Here is a 19,735-nt window from a genome sequence, read left to right as displayed (position 1 = left end):
AACCGCGGCCCGGACCGTCCCGGCGTGGGCGATCCGGGCCGGGGCCGCCGGCTCGGCGTGGATGTCGGATCCGTCCGGGTCGGAGTGGCGCTGAGCGATCCGGCCCCCCTGCTCGCTTCGCCATTGGTTACCCTCTCCCGCGATGCGACCGACGACAGTGATCTGGACCAGCTGGCCGCCCTCGTCACCGAACACGAGGTGGTCGAGGTGATCGTGGGCCTGCCGAGAACGCTCGCCAACCGGCAGGGACCGGCGGCCGAGCTGGCCATCGCGTATTCTGAACGCCTGGCCGGGCGGATAGCGCCCGTGCCGGTCCGGCTGGGCGACGAGCGGCTGACCACGGTCACCGCATCCCGCATCCTCTCCCAGCGCGGGGTCAAGGGCCGCAAGCAGCGCGCGGTGGTCGACCAGGCCGCCGCCGTGGAGATCCTGCAGGCCTGGATCGACGCCGTCGCTGCGCACCGCGCCCGGGAGGGAGACCGATGAACGAGCAGCCACCCGAGCGCGGGCGCCGTCGCCTGCGCGAACCGGACGCGGCCACCCCGCCGCCGTCCCGGCCGGCGCCCCGCCGCGCCGACCCGCGCGACCCCCGCGCGAGCGGCTACCAGGAGCTTCCGCCGTCCCGGCACAGCGGGCAGTACGAGCTGCCGCAGCCGTCACGCCGGGCGCGGCCCGAGCCGGGCTACGACCCGGCGGGCGGCCGCCGTCGGCGGCTCGAGCCGCCGGGCACGCTGCCTCCGGCCGACGACGAGTTCGACCCGCAGGCCCAGCAGGCCGCCCCGGCCCGGGCCGCGCGTGCCCGCCACGGCCTCGACGAGGGCTCCGAGATCGAGTCCCCGGCCCCCCGCCGTCGCCGTGCGGCCCCGGACCCCGGCGAGGCCGCGAGCAGACCACCCCGGCGGCGCACCGCCGGAGAACCGGCCGACCCGCCCTCGAGGCGCCGCGCGGCCGAACCCCCACCAGGCCGGCGAGGCCGCGCCTCGGAGCCGGTGGAGGCCGCTGAGCCGCCGCCGGGCCGCCGGGGCCGTGCCTCGGAGCCGGTGGAGGCCGCTGAGCCGCCGCCGGGCCGCCGGGGCCGTGCTCCGGAGCCGGTGGAGGCCGCTGAGCCGCCGCCGGGCCGCCGGGGACGTGCCCCGGAGCCGGTGGAGGCCGCCGAGCCCTCGCCGGGCCGTCGCCGGGCGGCTCCCGACCCGGCCGAAGCCGCCGAGTCGCGGCGACGCCGCGCGGCCCTCGACCCCGACGCCGTTTCCGACCCCCGCCGCGGGGCCCCGGAACCCACGCGGCGGTCCGTCCAGCCGGGTGACCGTTCTGCCGTCGTGTCCGAACCCGGCGCCGAGCCACCTCGGCGCCGCCGTCCGCCGCCTCCTCCGGTGCGCGAGGAGCCCGAGACCGACGTCCTGCCCGCGCTGGCTCCGCCGCCCCCGGCCGAGCCCCCGCGCCCGCCGCGCGAGGAGCCCGAGCTCTTCGCCGAGGACGACGAGTACGCGGACTACGACGAGTACGAAGACGAGTACGCGGACTACGACGAAGCCGAATACGACGACGAGTACGACGACTACGAGGACGAGCCGGAGAAGCCGCGGAAGAAGAAGGGCAAGCGCGCCCTCGGCTGGGTCGCCGCCCTCGTGGTGATCGTGCTGCTCGCCGGCGGCGCCTACTACGGCTTCAACAAGATCTTCGGCTACGAGGACTTCGAAGGGGCCGGCGACGGCGACGTGCTGTTCCAGGTCGACGACGGCGACTCGACGTCGGCGATCGGCGCGAAGCTCGCCACGGCGGGCGTCGTCGCCAGCGGCAAGGCGTTCGTCAAGGCGGGCGAGGACAACCCGAAGCTGGCCAAGATCCAGCACGGCTTCTACGTGATGAAGTCGCACATGTCCGGGGCCAGCGCGGTCGAGCGCATCGTGGCCCCGGAGGCCAGGGTCGGGCAGCTGGAGATCCGGCCGTACACGCAGTTCGACGACATCACCCAGCCCGACGGCAAGGTCACGCCCGGCGTGTTCAGCCTGATGGCGAAGGCGTCGTGCGCGCAGCTCAACGGCAAGAGCACCTGCGTCTCGACCGACGACCTGCGCAAGGTCGTCGACGGCGCGGACCTGAAGCAGCTGGGCGTGCCGGACTGGGCGATCGAGCCCGCGAACAAGACCGACCGCAAGGACCGCAGGCTGGAAGGCCTGATCGCCCCGGGTGTCTACGACGTCCGGCCCGGGGCGAGCGCGCAGGAGATCATCACCCAGCTGGTGAAGTCCTCGGCCGAGGCGATCCAGAACTCCGGGCTCAGCCCGCAGTCGACCGGTCCGGGCATGACTCCGTACCAGACGCTGATCATCGCCTCGATCGTCGAACGTGAAGCCGTGAAAACCGACTTCGGCAAGCTCTCGCGGGTGATCTACAACCGGTTGGCGATCAACATGCGGCTGCAGATGGACTCCACGGTCAACTACGTGCTGGACCGGCCGACGCTGGCGACCAACGACGACGACCGCGCGAAGTCCGGGGTGTACAACACGTACAAGAACACCGGGCTGCCCCCGACCCCGATCTCGGTCCCGAGCCCCGACGCCATCCAGGCCGCGGTGCACCCGCCGGCGGGGGACTGGGTGTACGTCGTCAAGTGCGAGAAGAACGGCCTGTCCTGCTTCGCGGTGTCGTTCGACGACCACAAGAAGAACGTCGAGCTGGCCAGGCAACGCGGTGCCATCTGAGCCGCGCCGCGCCGCTGTGCTGGGCAAGCCGGTGGCGCACTCGTTGTCCCCGGTGCTGCACGGCGCCGCGTTCGCCGCGCTCGGCCTGACCGGCTGGACGTACGAGCGGATCGAGACGGGCGCCGAGGAGCTCCCGGGGCTCGTCGACGGCCTCGGCCCGGAGTGGGCCGGGCTCTCGGTCACCATGCCGGGCAAGCGCGCGGCGCTGGACCACGCGGACGAGGTGACGCCGCGCGCGGCCGCCGTCGGCGCGGCCAACACCCTGGTCCGCACCGCGAAGGGCTGGCTCGCGGACTGCACCGACGTCGACGGCGTCACCGGCGCCCTGCGCGCGGCGGGTGGCTACGAGCCGTCGCCCACCGACACCGCGGTCGTGCTCGGCGCGGGCGGCACCGCGGCCGCGGCCGTCGTCGGACTCGCGGCGCTGGGGGTGCGGCAGGTGCGCCTGGTCGTCCGGGAACCCGCCCGGGCCACGGAAACCCTCGACGCGGCGAGGCGGGCTTCGCTCGACGTCGAAGTGCTTCGCTGGGCCGAAACGGACTTCGCGAAGCTGGGTTCGGCGGCGGTGCTGGTGAACACCGTCCCGCCGGACGCGGTCGTGCCGCACGTGGCCGACCTGGCGCCGGTCGCGCACGTCCTCGACGTCATCTACCACCCGTGGCCGACGCCGCTGGCCGAAGCGGTCGCGGCGCACGGGGGCCGGCTCGCGACCGGGCTGGACATGCTGCTGCACCAGGCGTTCGGCCAGGCCGAGCACTTCACCGGCCGGCCCGCCCCGCGCGCGGCGATGCGGGACGCGCTGCGCGCGGCGACGGGCGACCTGCTGCCGCTGCCGATCGACTGAAAAAACCGCTGGACAAGATCCGATATTCTGGTGGACTGCCCAAATGAAGGGGGTCTTCACCGAGATGACCAGTCAAGAAGCGCTGGACGACGACGAGATCCAGGGAGCGTGGGTCGGCGAAGCGCCGAAGCTCAACTCGACCGTCACGCTCGTCGACTACGACCCGGAGTGGCCGAAGCTCTACGAGCGCGAAGCCGAGCGGATCCGGGGTGTGCTGGGGGAGCGGGTGCTCGTCCTCGAGCACGTCGGGTCGACGTCGGTGCCGGGCCTGTGCGCCAAGCCGATCATCGACATCCTCCTGGTGGTGCCGGATTCCGACGACGAAGACGCCTACGTCCCGCCGCTGGAGGCGGCGGGCTACCGGCTGACGATCCGGGAGCCGGATTGGGAGCGGCACCGGATGTTCAAGGGCCCGGACACGAACGTCAACCTGCACGTGTACTCGCCCGGCAACGGCCAGACCGAGCGCTACCGGCTCCTGCGCGAGCGGATGCGGGCGCACCCGGAGGAGCGTGACCTCTACGCGGCGAAGAAGCGCGAGCTGGCCGCGAAGGAGTGGAAGTACATCCAGAACTACGCCGACGCCAAGACGGACGTGATCGAGGAGATCCTCGGCCGCGCCCGGGCCGAGCAGTACGACGCGTTCAGCGAGGACTACGCCGAGCACGCGGAGAAGTCCGTCACCAACGCCCTGTACGACCGGCCCGCGATCGTGGACCTGGCCGGGGACGTCGAGGGCAAGCGCGTGCTCGACGCCGGCTGCGCGGCCGGGCACCTGAGCGCGTTGCTGGCCGGGCGGGGCGCGGACGTCCTCGGCGTCGACGCGAGTGCCGGCATGGTCGCCGTCGCGCGGCGGAAGTTCGGCGACGTCGCCCGGTTCGAGCAGGCGGACCTCGCCCGCCCGCTCGACGTCGGGGACGGCTCGATCGACGTGATCACGGCGTCGCTCGTGCTGCACTACCTGGAGGACTGGGGGCCGACGCTGGCGGAGTTCCGCCGGGTCCTGAAGCCCGGCGGGGTGCTGGTGTTCTCGGTGCACCACCCGGGCGAGGACTGGCGGTGGTTCGGCAAGGAGAACTACTTCGAGGTCGAGCTGCTCGAAGACGAGTTCCCGCCCGGTCAGCAAGTGCGCTTCTACCGGCGTCCGCTGAGCTGGACGTTCCAGGCGGTGCGCGACGCCGGGTTCGAGGTCGACCGCCTGGTCGAGCCGATGCCGGTGCCGGAAGCCGGCGAGGCCGACCCGAAGTGGGCCGCGAACCTGCGCACCAAGCCGCGGTTCCTGTACTTCCGGGCGGTCAGTCCCGCTTCGCCAGCTCGCGGATGAGGTCGACGACCTCCCGGCTGACCGGGCGGAACACCCGCAGCCGGGAGAGCGCGGCGAGCCGGGCGATCAGCGGGACGCTGCGCTCGACGAGCATCCGGCTGCGTTTCGTGCCGGGCGAGCGGTCGTGGACCCAGAACAGCACCACGCCCATCTGACCGAGCCAGAGCAACTCGGGCAGCTGGTCCCGCAGTTCCGGGTCGAGCTTGACGTCGGAGCCGTCGACGACCTCGCGCATGAGGCCGATCGACGCTTCGCGGGCGGCCGAGGAGTCGTCGCTGAACGGGCTCAGCGGCGACTCCGGGTCGGCCGCGTTGACGAAGAACTGCGTGCCGAACCGGTGGTAGGGCTCGGCGATGTCGAGCCAGCACAGCAGCACCGCACGCAGGCGCGCCGCGAAGCCGGTTTCGCCGTCCAGCAGCGATCGGGCCGCGGCCAGGTGCTGCCGGGCGATCTCGTCGTAGAAGCCCTGGACCAGCTGTTCCTTCGAGGAGAAGTAGTAGTAGGCGTTCCCGACGGAGACGCCCGCTTCCGCGGCGATCGCCCGCATCGTCGTGCGGTCGTAGCCGTTCTCGGTGAACAGCCGCATCGCGGTCGTGACGATCAGGGACCGCGTTTCCTCGCTCTTGGCCACGCGCAGCACGTTAGCGCCGGGGTGCGTCACCGCGCGGGGTAGGGCGGGACCTGGCCGGCGAAGGGCACCGGAACCGGCACCGGGACCGAGGGGGGCTTCGGGGCCAGGTGACGGCGCCGGATGCCGTTGAAGACCAGCACGTTCGTCAGGTGCATGAAGCCGAGGACGAGCGCGACCGTGCCGACCTTCACCGAGATCAGCTCGAACACCTCCCGGGCGGTGGGCACCTCGGCGCTGCTGGTCAGGAACAGCGTCACGAAACCGAGGCTGATCAGGTAGAAGCCGACGACCAGGAGCTGGTTGACGGCGGTGGCCAGGCCGGGACTGTCGGCGAAGACCTCAGTGAGGAAGACGCGGCCGTGCTTGCTCAGCGTCCGGGCCACGAGCACGGTCAGCGGGACGCTGATGAGCAGGTAGAGCGCATAGGCGACGACGATCGGATCCATGGTTCCTCCAGGTTTTGAACGTGTTCAGGATGACGGTAGCGCCGTTTCTGAACGTGTTCAAGAGTGCTGGGCGTCACGTCGCCCCTGGTCCGCGGGGGCGGCCGCGGCTGGCTACGGTGAGGCCATGCGGATCGCGATTCTCGACGACTACCAGAACGTCGCCCTCACCTTCGGCGACTGGGACTCGCTCAAGGCCGACATCACGGTCTTCACCAAGCCCTTGGACGACGTCGTCGGGCAGCTGCAGGGCTTCGAGGCGATCGTCGCGATGCGCGAGCGCACCCGCTTCCCGGCCGAGGTGCTCGACCGGCTGCCCGACCTGAAGCTGCTGGTCAGCACGGGCAAGCGGAACGCGGCGATCGACGTCGCGGCGGCACGGCGCAACGGCGTCGTCGTGTCGGCCACCGGCTACCTCGGGGCGCCGACCGCCGAGCACACCTGGGCGCTGATCCTCGCCGCGTCGCGGAACCTGCCGCAGGAGTTCCGGTCCATGCGCGAGGGCGGCTGGCAGACGACCGTCGGCACCATGCTGCACGGCAAGACGCTCGGCCTGCTCGGCCTCGGCAGGCTCGGCGCGGGCGCGGCGAAGATCGGGCAGGTCTTCGGCATGGAGACCATCGCCTGGAGCCAGAACCTGACGCAGGAGAAGGCCGATCCGCACGGCGTCACCGCGGTGTCCAAGGAGGAGCTGTTCGCCCGCTCCGACGTGCTGTCGGTCCACCTGGTGCTCAGCGAGCGCACCCGCGGCCTGGTCGGGGCGGCCGAGCTCGCCGCGATGAAGCCCACCGCGTTGCTGGTGAACACCTCCCGTGGCCCGATCGTCGACGAGGCCGCGCTGGTGAACGCCTTGCGGCGCAAGGAGATCCGCGCCGCGGCGCTCGACGTCTACGACATCGAGCCGTTCCCCGCCGACCATCCACTGAGGACACTCGACAACGCGGTGCTGACGCCGCACATCGGGTTCGTCGCGCAGGAGACCTACGAGATCTTCTACGGCGACGCGGTCGAGGACATCGCCGCCTACCAGGCCGGGAAGCCGATCCGCCTGATGGAGTGAAGGTGTGCGGCCCGCCGGGGCTCGAGGTCCCCGCACCAGCCCGGCGGCGGGCCTGCACCCTTAGATGACATCACCCGGCACGGTGGTGAGGGCAGGGTCTTTGGACCCTGTCCCGCCCGGGCCGTTGGCCATCACCGCCGGTCGGCGAATTTCCCTCGGCCGGGAAAGCGCGTTCACGCGCGCAGTTCCGCCAGCACGGCGTCGGTGTAGCGTGGCCAGACCTCGGCGGCCCACGGGCCGAACGCGCGGTCGGTCAGGGCGACGCAGGCCGCGCCGGCGTCCGGGTCGGTCCAGAGGAACGTGCCCGACTGGCCGAAGTGCCCGAAGGTCCGCGGCGAACTGTTCGCGCCGGTCCAGTGCGGGCTCTTGTGGTCGCGGATTTCGAAGCCGAGGCCCCAGTCGTTGGGCTTCTGGTGGCCGAACCCGGGCAGCACGCCGGAAAGGCCGGGGAACACGACGTTCGTCGCCTCGGCGACGGTGGCCGGGTCCAGCAGCTTGGGGGCCTGCAGCTCGGCGGCGAACGCGGCCAGGTCGTCCACAGTGGACACCGCGCCGGACGCGGGCGAGCCGTCGAGGGTCGTGTTCGCCATGCCGAGCGGGCCGAACAGCGCCTCGGCCTGGTACTGCGCGAAGGGGATGCCGGAGTGCTCGGCGAGCGCGTCGGCCAGCTGCTCGAACCCGGCGTTGGAGTAGAGCCGCCGCGTGCCCGGCGCGGCCATCGCCTTGTGCGCGTCGAAGGCGAGCCCGGAGGTGTGGGCCAGCAGGTGCCGCACGGTCGAGCCCTCGGGCCCGGCCGGCGTGTCGAGTTCGACGACGCCCTCTTCGACCGCGATGAGCGCGGCGTAGGCGGTGAGCGGCTTGGTGACCGAGGCCAGCCGGAACTTCCGCGCGGTGTCGCCGTGGCTGCCCACGACGCTGCCGTCCGCCGTCACCACGGCCGTCGCGGCGTTGTCCACCGGCCACTCGTCGATCAGGCGCACGCTCTCCATGCGCCCACCCTACGAAACGAAGGCCTCCGCACCGGTGTCGGGGACCGGTGCGAAGGCCTTCGCGGGGTGTTCGTCAGGCGTCGAGGTCGGTGGCGACGAGCTGGGCGACCGCTTCCACGGCCTCCTCGGCGCCCTCGCCCTCGGCGCTGATGACGACCTCGTCGCCGTACCCGGCGGCCAGCGTCATCAGGTTGAGCACGCTGCCGGCGGCCACCGGGCTCCCGCCGGCCTTGGCGATCTGCACCGCGACGGGCTGCGCCGCGGCCGCCTTCGCCACCAGCGCGGCCGGCCGGGCGTGCAGCCCCACCTTGCTGGCCACGGCGACGCGTTTCTCCGGCATGTTCGTCCTCTCGCTACAAGGTTTTACGTCGGTACGGATGTTACTTCGCGGCGGACCGCTCGAGGTCCGCCTCGATCGAGTCGTCCTCACGGCCCGGCGTGCGCAGGTTCCACTTCGTGATGACGATCCGGAACACGAAGTAGTAGATGACCGCCAGGATCAGGCCGATCGGGATGAGCAGCCACGCCTTGTGCGCGGTGTCCAGGCTCGAGTTGAGCGCGAAGTCGATCGCGCCGCCGGAGAACGAGAAGCCCAGCTTGATGCCCAGGGCGTTCACGACGGCCAGCGTGATGCCGGTCATGACCGCGTGGAAGATGTACAGCGGCCACGCGACGAACATGAACGAGAACTCGATCGGCTCGGTGACACCGGTGATGAACGAGGTCAGCGCGGCCGCGATCATCACACCGCCGACGACCTTCTTCTGCGCCGGGCGCGCGGTCTGCCAGATCGCCAGCGCGGCGGCGGGCAGGGCGAACATGAACACCGGGAAGAAGCCGGTCATGAAGGTGCCGGAGCCCTGCACGTGGTTGAAGAAGTTGGTCAGGTCGCCGCCGCCGAAGATGAACCACACCGGGACGTTCAGCAGCTGGTGCAGACCGACCGGGATGAGCAGGCGGTTCAGGAAGCCGTAGATCCCGCCACCGACGACCGGGGAACCGACGACGACCTCGCCGATGTTGTGGATGCCCGCGTCGACCCACTTGAAGACGATGCCGAAGACGACACCCAGGATGATCATCGCGAACGCGGTGATGATCGGCACGAACCGGCGGCCGCCGAAGAACGCCAGCCAGGCGGGCAGCTTGATGCGGTAGTAGCGCTGCCACAGCAGCGCCGCGACGATGCCGGACACGATGCCGGTCAGGACGCTGTACGGCCAGTGGATCGGGGCCAGGTCCCAGCCGGCCTTGTAGCCTTCCTGGCTCTTGATCGGCGCGATGGCCTGGATGACCTTGTTGAACACGACCCAGCCGACGGCCGCGGCGACCGCCGTGGAGCCGTCGCCCTTGCGGGCGAAGCCGACGGCGATACCGATCGCGAACAGCAGCGGGAGCCAGTCGAACAGGCCACCGCCTGCCGCACCGACTACGTCGGCGACCTTGTCCCAGCCCAGGCCGTCCGAACCGAGGACGTCCGGCTGGCCCAGCCGGCTCAGCAGGCCGGCCGCCGGGAGTGTGGCGATGGGGAGCATGAGGCTGCGGCCGAAGCGCTGCAGGCCGGCGAGACCTCCGCCGCCCTTCTTCGCCCCCTCCGCGGTGGTGGTGCTCATCTGGATCCTCCATAGTGGGGTGGTTGACCGGGCTCCGGGGTGTTCCGGTCCAACTGCATGGTCACCTGGTAGTGATCTCCCCGGTACCAGGACGTGATGTCTTCGATGGGGTCGCCGTTCGCGCTGGAGACCCGCCGGAACACGAGCAGCGGGCTGCCGGCGCGCATGCCGAGCAGCCGGGCCGTCTCGCGGTCCGCGCCTTCGGCCCAGACCGTCTGCCACGCCCGGTCGGGACGCACGGAGTACGTCTCGGCCAGCTGCGCGTAGATCGACTGGGTCAGATCGAGCTCGAGCAGGCCGGGGGCCCGGCCCGCGTGGTACCAGCCACGTTCGACGGCCAGGGGCACGCCGTCGGCGTGGCGCAAGCGCACCAGGTGGTGCGCGCGAGCACCCTCGGCCAGGCCGAGAGCGTGCGCCGAGGCGGTGGGCGGCACCTCGGTGGCCGCCGAGACCACCTCGGTCGTCGGGGTCAGCCCCCGCCTCCGCATGTCGTCGGTGAACGACATCAGGTAGAGCTGCAGCTCCATCCGCCGGGCCGCGGTGAACGTGCCCTTGCCGCGGACCCGGGCGAGCAGGCCCTCCTCGACCAGCTTGCCGATCGCCGACCGGACCGTGAGCCGCGACACGCCGTAGCGCTGGGCCAGCTCGCGTTCCGACGGGATCGGCGCACCCGGCGGGAGCTCGCGCTCCACCGTGCGGCGGAGGATCTCCCGCAGCTGGGCGTGCTTGGGCGTGGGCCCGTTGACGACCCGGTCGGGTGGCGGGACGTGCGCTGCCGCGCTCATCGGCGTCACCCTCCTCGTTCTGGCGTTCACCGGAGACCGGTGCTCGCGTCCGGCCCGGAACATTGGTACGTTCCGGTCTAGACCAATGATCTGATGGGGCAGGATGCTCCGCCGTGCGGACGGGTGTCAACCACCGTTATCCGTTCGTGGCCCGCGGCGGGGTGCATGCCGACGAACGGCGTAGTACAGGTGGATGCGCGGTTCGCGTCAGGTTGGGAACAAACAGTGATCAAGGAGACCGCGATGGCGGATGACAGGCCCGAAAAGATCCTCGCGGCACTCGGCGGCGCGGACAATCTCACCGAGGTCGAGGGCTGCATCACGCGGCTGCGCTGCGAGGTCGAGGACATGAGCCTCGTCGACGAGGCGGCGCTCAAGAAGGCCGGCGCGATGGGCGTGGTCAAGATGGGGTCGACGGCCCTGCAGGTGATCGTCGGGCCGGAGGCGGACACGATCGCCAGCGACATCGAGGACCTGCTGTGAGCCTCGAGGTCCTCAGCCCGGTCGCCGGGCGCGTGGTGCCGATCACCGAGGTCCCCGACCCGGTGTTCGCGCAGGCCATGGTGGGCCCAGGCATCGCGGTGCAGCCCTCGGGCGGGCGGTCGGACGCGGTCGCGCCGGTCGACGGCACGATCGCGACGCTGCACCCGCACGCCTTCGTCGTGGCGACCGAGGACGGCAAGGCCGTGCTGGTCCACCTGGGCATCGACACGGTCAAGGAGAAGGGCGAGGGCTTCACGCTGCACGTCGTCAAGGGCGAGCAGGTGCGGGCCGGCCAGCCGATCGTCAGCTGGGACCCGGAGGCGGTGACCGCGGCGGGCTACTCGGCCATCGTCCCGGTCGTCGCGCTGGACGCGGCGGCGGAGGTTTTGTCCGGTTTGGACACGGAGCGCGACGTCGCGGCCGGCGATCGGCTGTTCGCCTGGGACGCCTGAGCAGCTCTTGTAACGCGGTAACAACCGGGGCTTCGCCCCGGGCCGGGGGCTTCGCCACCCCGACCCCCGGAAAGCGCGCGAACGGGCCCTTGTGCGTCCACAAGGGCCCGTTCGCGCGACCGGCCCGTCAGCCGGTGACGACCTTCCCGTTCTCGACCTTGACCGGCACCGACGGCAGCGGCTTGTTCGCCGGGCCCTGCTTGACCTCGCCGGTGAGCGCGTTGAAGACCGAGCCGTGGCACGGGCAGACCAGGTCGGCGCCCTTCGGGGCGACCGTGCAGCCCTGGTGCGTGCAGACGGCGCTGAACGCCGCGGCGGCCGACTCGGACGTCCGGGCCACGATCACGTCGGAGCCGTCCGGGGCCTTCGCCGCCTTCGCCTGCCCGACCGGGACGTCGGCGAGCGCGACCAGCGGCGTCCCGGCGGCGATCGGGGCCTGGGCGGTGCCGGCCTTCGGTCCGGAGTCCGTCCCGCAGGCGGTGAGCGCGACGGCGCCGACGGCGGCACCGGCGACAGTGGCACCCGTGGTCAAGACGGTGCGGCGGGAGTGCAGTTCGGCTGTCATGCCCTCCTAAACGAGATCGCCACCCGATCGGTTCAATCCGCGGTGAACCGGATCGGCCCCTGTTCCGTGTATGTAGCGGAGTGGGTGTGGAGTGGAGGAACGATCATGGTGAGTTGGGTTCTACGCATCGTCGTGGCGGCCGCATTGCTCGGCTCGGCGGGTGTGCACTACTTCTTGTGGACGCAGGGTTACTCGGGCATCACCGGCACGCTGTTCCTGCTCGACGCGATCGCCGGGCTGGTGCTCGCGATCGCCGTCCTGGCCTGGCGGCACTGGCTGCCCGCGCTGGGCGCGTTCGGCTTCGGCGCGCTGACGCTCGGGGCGTACGTCCTGGCCGCGACGGTCGGGTTCATGGGCAACCACGACCAGTTCAACAGCCAGCCGGAGTACTGGGGCGTGATCACCGAAGCCGTCTGCATCGTGGGCGGTCTGGCGCTGCTGTTCGTGAAGGACCGGCGCCGCGCGACGGTCTAGGTCCGCACCGGTGAAGGACGTCGCCGAAGAGGCGCTGATGCGCGCGCTGCACGAGGAGCACGCGGCCGCGCTGTGGTCCTACGCGCTCCAGCTGACCTCCGGGGACCGGGTCCGGGCCGAGGACGTCGTCCAGGAGACGCTGCTGCGGGCCTGGCGCTCGACGGCGGTGCTGGACCAGTCGCAGGGGTCGGCACGGGCCTGGTTGTTCACGGTGGCGCGGCGGATCGCGATCGACGGCTGGCGGTCCGCGTCGGCCCGGTCGGAAGTGGTGACCGACCGGCCGCCGGAACGCGCGGTCGCCGACGGCACCGACCGCGCGGTGCAGGGCTGGCTGGTCGCCGAGGCGCTGGCCGAGCTGTCGGAACGGCACCGCGAGGTCCTGCTGCTGTGTTACTTCCAGGGCTATTCCGTGGCGGACGCCGCGCTGCGGCTGGGCGTGGCCGAAGGGACCGTCAAGTCGCGCACGCACTACGCGTTGCGCGCACTGCGGCTGGTACTCGAGGAAAGGGGGGTGACCCAGTGAGCGAAGACCCGTTCGCGACGTTCGACGCCGCGTACGTCCTCGGGGCGCTCGCCCCCGAGGACCGGCAGCGCTTCGAGCAGCACCTCCGCACCTGCGACCGGTGCGCGGCCTCGGTCCGCGAACTGGCCGGCCTGCCCGGCCTGCTGGCCAGGGTCGACGCGCCCGCGGTCGTGCCCGACGCCGGCCCACCGCCTCCCGACCTGCTGCCCACGGTGCTCAAGCGGGTGCGGCGCGGCCGCCGCGTCCGCACCGCGGTGACGGCGGTCTCGGCCGCGGTGGCGGTGTCGGCGTGCGTGGCGCTGGGCGTCGTGGCGGCGTGGCCCGAGCCCGCTCCGCCGCCGTCGACGGAGCTGACGGCACTGGGGCGGTTCCCGGTCCGCGCGGACGCCCGCTTGGCGGCGTTCTCGTGGGGCACGCAGGTCGACATGACGTGCAGCTACACGGGCGGCCGCAGCGGCGGCGAGTACGTCCTGGTCGCGATCGCGCGTTCGGGCGAGGAGACGCAGCTGGCGACGTGGAAGGCGGTCCCGGACAACACGGCCCGCCTCTCGATCGGCACGGCCTTGCGGCAGTCGGACCTGGCGGCGCTGGAAGTCCGCCTGGGCAGCGGACTACCCCTGCTCCGGCTGACGTTGTGAGGGCAGGGCTCATCCGGGCCGCAGGGGGTCCCGGATGAGCCCACCCGCCCTCACCCGCCGTGATGCCCCTTGAATCACAGGTGATGCCCTCCCAATCACAGGTGATGCCCTCCCAATCACAGGTGATGCCCTCCCAATCACAGGTGATGCCCTCCCAATCACGCGAGTTCCGCTTTCAGTCACGCCGCAGGCGCGTGCCACACGGTCCCGCACTGCTCACGGCCACCCGGCTCGGCGCGATCTTCCCGGGTGCGCCCTGACCGGAACACCTTTCCGCTCCGCCCGGCATCCGTGACAGGATTGAGCCCATGTTGCGCTGGATCACCGCAGGTGAATCGCACGGACCCGCGCTGGCCGCCGTGCTCGAAGGGATGCCCGCCGGTGTCGCCGTCACCACCGCCGACGTCACCGAACAGCTGGCCCGGCGCCGCCTCGGCTTCGGCCGCAGCCCCCGGATGGGCTTCGAGACCGACCACATCGAGTTCCTCGGCGGCGTGCGCCACGGCCTCACCCAGGGCGGCCCCGTCGCTGTGCAGATCGAGAACGCCGAGTGGCCCAAGTGGGAGCAGGTCATGGCGGCCGACCCGGTCGACCCGAACGTGCTCGAAGGCCTCGCGCGCAACGAACCGCTCACCCGGCCCCGTCCGGGCCACGCCGACCTGCCCGGCATGCAGAAGTACGGCTTCGAGGAGGCCCGTCCCGTCCTGGAGCGGGCCAGCGCCCGCGAGACGGCGTCACGGACCGCGCTCGGCACGGTCGCCCGGAACTTCCTCAAGCAGCTGCTCGGCGTCGAGATCCTCAGCCACGTCGTCTCGATCGGCGGCGCGGACGCGCCCGAGGGTGCCCTCCCGCAGCCCGGGGATCTGGCCGCCATCGACGAGAGCCCGGTGCGCTCCTTCAGCCAGGAGGGCACCGACGCCATGGTCGCCGAGGTCGACGCCGTGCGGAAGGCGGGCGACACCGTCGGCGGCGTCATCGAGGTCCTCGCCTACGGGCTCCCGCCGGGCCTCGGCTCCCACGTCCACTGGGACCGCCGGCTCGACGCGCGGCTGGCCGGCGCGCTGATGGGCGTCCAGGCGATGAAGGGCGTCGAGGTCGGTGACGGCTTCACGACCGCCCGTCGCTGGGGCAGCCAGGCGCACGACGAGATCGACCGCGGCTCCGGCCCGGTCGGCGTCACCCGCCGGTCCAACCGCGCGGGCGGCCTCGAAGGCGGGATCACCAACGGTGAACCGCTGCGGGTTCGCGTTGCCATGAAGCCGATCTCGACCGTCCCGAAAGCACTGTCCACAGTAGACGTCAAGACCGGCGAGTCCGCGGTCGCGATCCACCAGCGCTCCGACGTCTGCGCGGTGCCCCGTGCCGGGGTCGTGCTGGAGTCGGTCGTGGCGCTCGTCCTCGCCGACGCCGCGCTGGAGAAGTTCGGCGGCGACTCCCTGGCCGAGAGCAAGCGCAACGCCGAGGCGTACCTCAAGGCCCTCGAGGAGCGGTGGTGAGCCCTCGCGCGGTGGTCATCGGCCCGCCGGGCTCGGGCAAGAGCACGGTCGGGCCGCTGCTGGCGGCGGCGCTCGGCGTCGCGTTCCGGGACAGCGACGACGACATCGTCGCACGTGCCGGGCGCAGCATCGCCGACATCTTCGCCGAGGACGGTGAACCCGCCTTCCGCGCGCTCGAAGCAGAAGCCGTCGCCACCGCGCTGGCGGAGCACGACGGCGTGCTGTCCCTCGGCGGCGGCGCGCCGCTCACCCCCGCCACGCGTGCCCGGCTGGCCGGGCACGTCGTCGTGTTCCTCAACGTCGGCCTGGCGGCCGGCGTGCAGCGCACCGGCCTTTCGAGCGCGCGGCCGCTGCTGGCCGGCGTGAATCCCCGCGCCACCTTCAAGAAACTGCTCGACGAGCGGGTGCCCGTCTACCGCGAGGTCGCCACCGTCGAGGTCGTCACCGACGACCGGACGCCCCCCGAGATCGTCGCGGACCTCACCGCGCGGCTCGCCCCCGCCGAAGCCAAGGAGTGATCGTCCCAGTGTCTGATTCGGCGCTGTCCGACCCGGTGCGCATCCCGGTCGCCACCGCCCACCCCTACGACGTCGTGGTCGGGCGCGGCCTGCTCGGCGACCTGACCGCGCAGCTGGCCGACGCCTCGAAGATCGCGCTGATCCACCCGCCCACGCTGACGACCACGGCCGAGGCCATCCGGGACGAGCTGAACGCGGCCGGGCTCGACGCCCACCGCGTCGAGATCCCGGACGCCGAGGACGGCAAGGCGCTGACCGTCGCGAGCTTCTGCTGGGAGGTGCTCGGCCGGATCGGGCTCGACCGCCGCGGTGTCGTGGTCGGCCTCGGCGGCGGCGCCGTCACCGACCTCGCCGGGTTCGTCGCGGGCACCTGGATGCGCGGGGTCCGGCTGGTCAACGTGCCGACCACGCTGCTCGGCATGGTCGACGCCGCGGTCGGCGGCAAGACCGGCATCAACACCGAGGCGGGCAAGAACCTCGTCGGCGTGTTCCACGAGCCGAGCGCGGTGTTCGCCGACCTCGCGACGCTGGAGACGCTGCCGCCGAACGAGCTCGTCGCCGGGATGGCCGAGGTCGTCAAGACGGGCTTCATCGCCGACCCGCGGATCCTCGAGCTGATCGAGGCCGATCCGGCCGTCGCGCTCGACGCGACCGGTGACGTGCTGGCCGAGCTGGTCCGGCGGTCGATCCGGGTGAAGGCCGACGTCGTGGCCGCCGACCTGCGCGAGTCCGACCTGCGGGAGATCCTCAACTACGGCCACACCCTCGGCCACGCGATCGAGCGCCGGGAGCGGTACCGGTGGCGCCACGGCGCCGCGGTCAGTGTCGGCCTGGTGTTCGCCGCCGAGCTGGCGCGGCTGGCCGGGCGGCTCGACGACGCCACGGCCGAGCGGCACGCCGCCGTGCTCAAGCTGCTGGGCCTGCCGACGACCTACGACGCCGACGCGCTGCCCCAGCTGCTGGAAACCATGAAGGGCGACAAGAAGACCCGCTCCGGGGTGCTGCGGTTCGTCGTCCTCGACGGGCTCGGCAAGCCCGGCCGGCTCGAGGGCCCGGACCCGGCGCTGCTCGCCGCCGCGTATTCGGCGATCGCGGCGGACGACACCAAGAGCGGCGGGAGCGTGCTGCTGTGAAGGTGTTCGTGTTCAACGGCCCCAACCTCGGACGGCTCGGCAAGCGCGAGCCGTCGGTCTACGGCTCGACCACCCACGACGACCTCGCGGCGCTGTGCGTCAAGACCGGCGACGAGCTGGGGATCGAGGTCGAGGTCCGGCAGACCGACCACGAGGGCGAGATGGTCGGCTGGCTGCACGAAGCCGCCGACGGCGGCCACCCGGTCGTCCTCAACGCCGGCGCGTGGACGCACTACTCGATCGCGGTGCGCGACGCCGCTGCGCAGCTGTCCGCACCGCTGATCGAGCTGCACATCTCGAACGTGCACAAGCGGGAGGAGTTCCGGCACCACAGCGTGCTTTCGGACATCGCGACGGCGGTGATCGCGGGCCTCGGCGTCGACGGCTACCCGCTGGCGCTGCGCTGGCTCGCCGCGCACCCGGGATGACGCTGCTCACTACGCCACGGCTGACGCTGCGGCCGCTGACCGAGGCGGACCGCGAAGCCGTCGTGAAGGTGTTCGCCGACCCGGAGATGAGCCGGTTCTTCGCCGCGGACTTCTCCGACCCGGCGGCGGCGAGCGCGATGGTCGACCGGCGCCTCGCCTACCGCGGCCCGGTCGGCCAGGGCCACTGGGTGATCGAGCGCGACGGCGAGGTCGCCGGCGTCGCGCACCTGCGGCCCTCGTCGGAACTGCCGGGCGGGGTGCCCGAGCTGGGCTACTACGTCGCGTCCGCGCACGCCGGGCAGGGCTTGGCCACGGAGGCCGCGCGGGCGGTGCTGGACCACGGGCTCCACGCACTCGGCCTGCCCGCGGTCTGGGCACTGGTGCACGAAAACAACGCCGCGAGCCGGAAGGTGGCCGCGCGCCTGGGCTTCCTCGACGTCGGCGGCGGCATCCACTACGGCGACCTGCACCGGGTGCTGGTCGCGCTGCCGGCCGTCCACGGGCGGCCGCACCACGTCGAGCTGTGGGTGCCGGACCTCGCCGAAGCCGAGCGGAGCTGGGGCTGGCTGCTCGGCGAGCTCGGCTGGCGCGAGTTCCAGCGCTGGCCCGCCGGAGTCAGCTGGCGCCTCGGCGGGACGTACGTCGTGGTCGAAGCGTCGCCCGCGCTGAGCGCGCCGGAGCACGACCGCCTGCGCCCGGGCTTGAACCACCTGGCGCTGCACGTGGCGACCCGCGCCCAGATCGACGACCTGGCCGCCCGGGCACCCGAGCACGGCTGGCGGCCGCTGTTCGCCGACCGGTACCCGCACGCGGGCGGCCCCGCCCACTACGCGGCGTACCTGGAGAACGACGCCGGTTTCGAGGTCGAGCTGGTCGCGGCGGAAGGTCCCGCGGCAGGGAAGTGACTTGAACGACTCGTTCATGTCGTCCGAAGACATGAACGAGTCGTTCAAGACACCCGACGCGCGGGCACCCTCGCTGGACCGAGTGTCCGTCGACCGGGTGTCCGCCACTCGGACGAGTCGGGTCTCGCTACACTCCGATGTCGTGCAGCCGTTTCGTCGTGGGGGTCGGCGACCCGCTCGTGCCTTCTTCGCCGGTGTCCTGGCGGGGCTTCTGGTCGCGGGCTGCACCCAGGGGTACGCCCAGCCGCAGGCGGCGGGGGAGCAGCCGGCGATCGCCGGCGGGAAGACCGCCGGGCCGTCGCGGCCCACCGACGTCAAACTCGCTTCGGGTGACCCCCGGCAGAGTGGTGGCGTGATCGCCGCCGGTGGGGCGGACGCCGTCTACAACTACGGGCCGTCGGTGATGCTCGACCACGGGCAGACCCGGATGTGGTGGTGCAGCCAGTACGGCGGCGCCGGGCCGGCGGGCGACGACATCCTCTACGCCCAGGCGCAGTCCCTCGACGGGCCGTTCACCGGGCCGGGCGGCGGCATCCCGGCGGCCGTGTTCTCCGGCGCGCCCGGGCAGTTCGACGGCATGCACACCTGCGATCCGTCCGTGCTGCGGGTCGGCTCGACGTACTACCTGTACTACACCGGCGCGGCCGGCGACCACGCGCTCGGCAACGCCATCGGGCTCGCGACCAGCCCCGACGGCGTCCACTGGACCCGCGCGGCCGGCGGGCGGCCGATCCTCGGGCCGTCGCACGACGTGCACCGCGCGAACGTCTACGGCGCGGGCCAGCCGTCGGTGGTCTATCTCGACGGCTGGTTCTACCTGATGTTCACCGACACCACCGGCCGCGCGGCGGGCGGGAACGGCGCGGGCCAGTTCCTGCTCCGCTCGCGCGACCCGGCGTTCGGGTCCGGCGTGCAGGCCCTGGACGTCGGCGGGTTCGTGCCGGTGGCGTCGACGTCGGCGCCGCGCGCCCGGTCGATCGTCGACGGCTTCAGCGCGGACCTGATGTGGGTCGGGGCGCTCGCCGCGTTCGTCGTCGCGCACGAGACCGACGGCGGGACGACCCTCACGTTCTGGACGGCGGACTTCACCGAGCACCCGTTCCAGCCGGTGGTGATCCCGGGGCCGTGGAAGGAAGGGCCGGGGCTGGTGCGGCGGGCCGACGGGCACGCGCCGCTGTCGTCGGCTGACCCGTGTGACCGGGTGCCGTTCGACGTCGTGCGCGCGACCACGCTCGGCGGGGCCGGCGCGCCGACCGACCTGCGGCACTTCGGGCTGGACCTGCTGGGCAGCCAGGCCTGCGGCAACCCCGGCCGGGTCGCCGCGACGTTCGACGGCGTGACGATGCCGTCGCCGGAGCGGACGATGGACCTGGTCCGGTCCGGCAAGCGGGTGCGGATCGACCGGCGCTCGGTCGCGGCGGTGCTGGCCGGCGAGCTGCTGGAGAAGGCGCCGCCGGCGGTGGCGGAGCTCCCGGTGGCGGCCCGGCTGCGCCCGGGAGCGGAGGCGGTCCAGGCCCCGGGCGGCGGCCTCGGCTTGATCCTCGACGACCGGCGCCTGTGGCGGGTACCGGACGCGGGGGTCGTCGCGGCCAACGGCTCGGCGGCGCACCCGGTGACGGCCGAGCAGTGGAACGCCTATCCGCGGGGTGCCCTGCTGGGCTGAGTCCGGCAGGGCGGAGCTGAACGAGCGCCCCAATGTGGCGTTGGTTGCGTTGGACGCACCGAA

Annotated in this window: 23 protein-coding genes; 16 read left to right on the top strand and 7 right to left on the bottom strand. The window is 72.4% G+C overall.

What is annotated here, in order from left to right; all coding sequences use genetic code 11:
- Positions 1-24 precede the first annotated feature (24 nt).
- The 4 genes from ruvX to AB0G28_RS36115 all read left to right on the top strand — a co-directional run bounded on the left by ruvX (position 25) and on the right by AB0G28_RS36115 (position 4,873).
- Entirely contained in the window at positions 25-486 is a 462-nt protein-coding gene (ruvX, locus tag AB0G28_RS36130) for a Holliday junction resolvase RuvX (protein ID WP_361099889.1), read from the top strand.
- On the top strand, positions 483-2,705 hold the full coding sequence (gene mltG, locus AB0G28_RS36125; protein WP_361099886.1) for an endolytic transglycosylase MltG: 2,223 nt from the start codon (positions 483-485) through the stop codon (positions 2,703-2,705). The genes ruvX and mltG overlap by 4 nt, the downstream gene beginning before the upstream one ends.
- The gene (locus AB0G28_RS36120; protein ID WP_361099883.1) at positions 2,695-3,549 is read left to right on the top strand and encodes a shikimate dehydrogenase; all 855 of its coding nucleotides are present in this window, start codon (positions 2,695-2,697) and stop codon (positions 3,547-3,549) included. The genes mltG and AB0G28_RS36120 overlap by 11 nt, the downstream gene beginning before the upstream one ends.
- 64 nt (positions 3,550-3,613) lie before the next feature.
- The gene (locus AB0G28_RS36115; RefSeq protein WP_361099977.1) at positions 3,614-4,873 is read left to right on the top strand and encodes a GrpB family protein; all 1,260 of its coding nucleotides are present in this window, start codon (positions 3,614-3,616) and stop codon (positions 4,871-4,873) included.
- On the opposite strand, the gene AB0G28_RS36110 is transcribed toward AB0G28_RS36115, so the two are convergent.
- Positions 4,845-5,504 carry a TetR family transcriptional regulator gene (locus AB0G28_RS36110; RefSeq protein ID WP_361099880.1) on the bottom strand — a complete coding sequence of 220 codons (660 nt, stop codon included), beginning with the start codon at positions 5,502-5,504 and terminating at the stop codon, positions 4,845-4,847. The genes AB0G28_RS36115 and AB0G28_RS36110 overlap by 29 nt on opposite strands.
- A 26-nt stretch (positions 5,505-5,530) precedes the next feature.
- Positions 5,531-5,950, bottom strand: a complete 420-nt coding sequence (locus tag AB0G28_RS36105; protein ID WP_361099877.1) for a hypothetical protein — start codon at positions 5,948-5,950, stop codon at positions 5,531-5,533.
- A gap of 124 nt (positions 5,951-6,074) precedes the next feature.
- Between AB0G28_RS36105 and AB0G28_RS36100 the strand changes: the two genes are divergently transcribed.
- A complete protein-coding gene (locus AB0G28_RS36100) occupies positions 6,075-7,007 on the top strand; it encodes a D-2-hydroxyacid dehydrogenase family protein (RefSeq protein WP_361099874.1) in 933 nt (310 codons plus the stop codon).
- Positions 7,008-7,180: 173 nt separating this feature from the next.
- On the opposite strand, the gene AB0G28_RS36095 is transcribed toward AB0G28_RS36100, so the two are convergent.
- The 4 genes from AB0G28_RS36095 to AB0G28_RS36080 form a co-directional block, all read right to left on the bottom strand.
- Positions 7,181-7,996 (bottom strand): serine hydrolase domain-containing protein, encoded by an 816-nt coding sequence (locus AB0G28_RS36095; RefSeq protein WP_361099871.1) that lies wholly within the window; start codon positions 7,994-7,996, stop codon positions 7,181-7,183.
- A gap of 73 nt (positions 7,997-8,069) precedes the next feature.
- A complete protein-coding gene (locus AB0G28_RS36090) occupies positions 8,070-8,336 on the bottom strand; it encodes an HPr family phosphocarrier protein (protein ID WP_013224593.1) in 267 nt (88 codons plus the stop codon).
- A gap of 40 nt (positions 8,337-8,376) precedes the next feature.
- Positions 8,377-9,609: a PTS transporter subunit EIIC gene (locus tag AB0G28_RS36085; protein WP_361099867.1), complete on the bottom strand. Its 1,233-nt coding sequence runs from the start codon at positions 9,607-9,609 to the stop codon at positions 8,377-8,379.
- Positions 9,606-10,394 carry a GntR family transcriptional regulator gene (locus AB0G28_RS36080; protein WP_361099864.1) on the bottom strand — a complete coding sequence of 263 codons (789 nt, stop codon included), beginning with the start codon at positions 10,392-10,394 and terminating at the stop codon, positions 9,606-9,608. Before AB0G28_RS36080 ends, AB0G28_RS36085 begins: the two co-directional genes overlap by 4 nt.
- A gap of 243 nt (positions 10,395-10,637) precedes the next feature.
- Here AB0G28_RS36080 and AB0G28_RS36075 point away from each other — a divergent pair, with 243 nt between their 5' ends.
- Positions 10,638-10,877, top strand: a complete 240-nt coding sequence (locus AB0G28_RS36075) for a PTS glucose/sucrose transporter subunit IIB (RefSeq protein WP_072482356.1) — start codon at positions 10,638-10,640, stop codon at positions 10,875-10,877.
- On the top strand, positions 10,874-11,329 hold the full coding sequence (locus tag AB0G28_RS36070; RefSeq protein ID WP_361099861.1) for a PTS glucose transporter subunit IIA: 456 nt from the start codon (positions 10,874-10,876) through the stop codon (positions 11,327-11,329). Before AB0G28_RS36075 ends, AB0G28_RS36070 begins: the two co-directional genes overlap by 4 nt.
- Positions 11,330-11,456: 127 nt before the next feature.
- On the opposite strand, the gene AB0G28_RS36065 is transcribed toward AB0G28_RS36070, so the two are convergent.
- Positions 11,457-11,894, bottom strand: coding sequence for a Rieske (2Fe-2S) protein (locus AB0G28_RS36065; protein WP_361099858.1), 438 nt, complete (start codon positions 11,892-11,894; stop codon positions 11,457-11,459).
- Positions 11,895-11,999: 105 nt separating this feature from the next.
- Between AB0G28_RS36065 and AB0G28_RS36060 the strand changes: the two genes are divergently transcribed.
- From AB0G28_RS36060 to AB0G28_RS36020, 9 genes are all read left to right on the top strand, one after another.
- Positions 12,000-12,368 (top strand): hypothetical protein, encoded by a 369-nt coding sequence (locus AB0G28_RS36060; protein ID WP_361099855.1) that lies wholly within the window; start codon positions 12,000-12,002, stop codon positions 12,366-12,368.
- A gap of 10 nt (positions 12,369-12,378) precedes the next feature.
- Complete coding sequence (locus tag AB0G28_RS36055; protein WP_361099852.1) at positions 12,379-12,891, top strand: sigma-70 family RNA polymerase sigma factor; 513 nt, start codon at positions 12,379-12,381, stop codon at positions 12,889-12,891.
- Positions 12,888-13,529, top strand: coding sequence for a zf-HC2 domain-containing protein (locus tag AB0G28_RS36050; protein WP_361099849.1), 642 nt, complete (start codon positions 12,888-12,890; stop codon positions 13,527-13,529). The genes AB0G28_RS36055 and AB0G28_RS36050 overlap by 4 nt, the downstream gene beginning before the upstream one ends.
- A gap of 308 nt (positions 13,530-13,837) precedes the next feature.
- A complete protein-coding gene (gene aroC / locus AB0G28_RS36045) occupies positions 13,838-15,025 on the top strand; it encodes a chorismate synthase (RefSeq protein ID WP_361099846.1) in 1,188 nt (395 codons plus the stop codon).
- Positions 15,022-15,543: a shikimate kinase gene (locus tag AB0G28_RS36040; RefSeq protein WP_361099843.1), complete on the top strand. Its 522-nt coding sequence runs from the start codon at positions 15,022-15,024 to the stop codon at positions 15,541-15,543. The genes aroC and AB0G28_RS36040 overlap by 4 nt, the downstream gene beginning before the upstream one ends.
- Positions 15,544-15,566: 23 nt before the next feature.
- Positions 15,567-16,676 (top strand): 3-dehydroquinate synthase, encoded by a 1,110-nt coding sequence (gene aroB, locus AB0G28_RS36035; protein ID WP_361099974.1) that lies wholly within the window; start codon positions 15,567-15,569, stop codon positions 16,674-16,676.
- On the top strand, positions 16,673-17,104 hold the full coding sequence (gene aroQ, locus AB0G28_RS36030; protein ID WP_361099840.1) for a type II 3-dehydroquinate dehydratase: 432 nt from the start codon (positions 16,673-16,675) through the stop codon (positions 17,102-17,104). The genes aroB and aroQ overlap by 4 nt, the downstream gene beginning before the upstream one ends.
- Positions 17,101-18,009, top strand: coding sequence for a GNAT family N-acetyltransferase (locus AB0G28_RS36025; RefSeq protein WP_361099837.1), 909 nt, complete (start codon positions 17,101-17,103; stop codon positions 18,007-18,009). Before aroQ ends, AB0G28_RS36025 begins: the two co-directional genes overlap by 4 nt.
- Positions 18,010-18,151: 142 nt before the next feature.
- The gene (locus AB0G28_RS36020) at positions 18,152-19,672 is read left to right on the top strand and encodes a beta-xylosidase (protein ID WP_361099834.1); all 1,521 of its coding nucleotides are present in this window, start codon (positions 18,152-18,154) and stop codon (positions 19,670-19,672) included.
- Positions 19,673-19,735 lie beyond the last annotated feature (63 nt).

This window comes from Amycolatopsis sp. NPDC021455, from assembly GCF_040640995.1.
In the GTDB taxonomy this organism is placed as follows: Bacteria; Actinomycetota; Actinomycetes; order Mycobacteriales; family Pseudonocardiaceae; genus Amycolatopsis.
The sequence above is the reverse complement of the archived record's forward strand: the minus strand, read 5'-3'. Positions and strand labels throughout refer to the sequence as shown.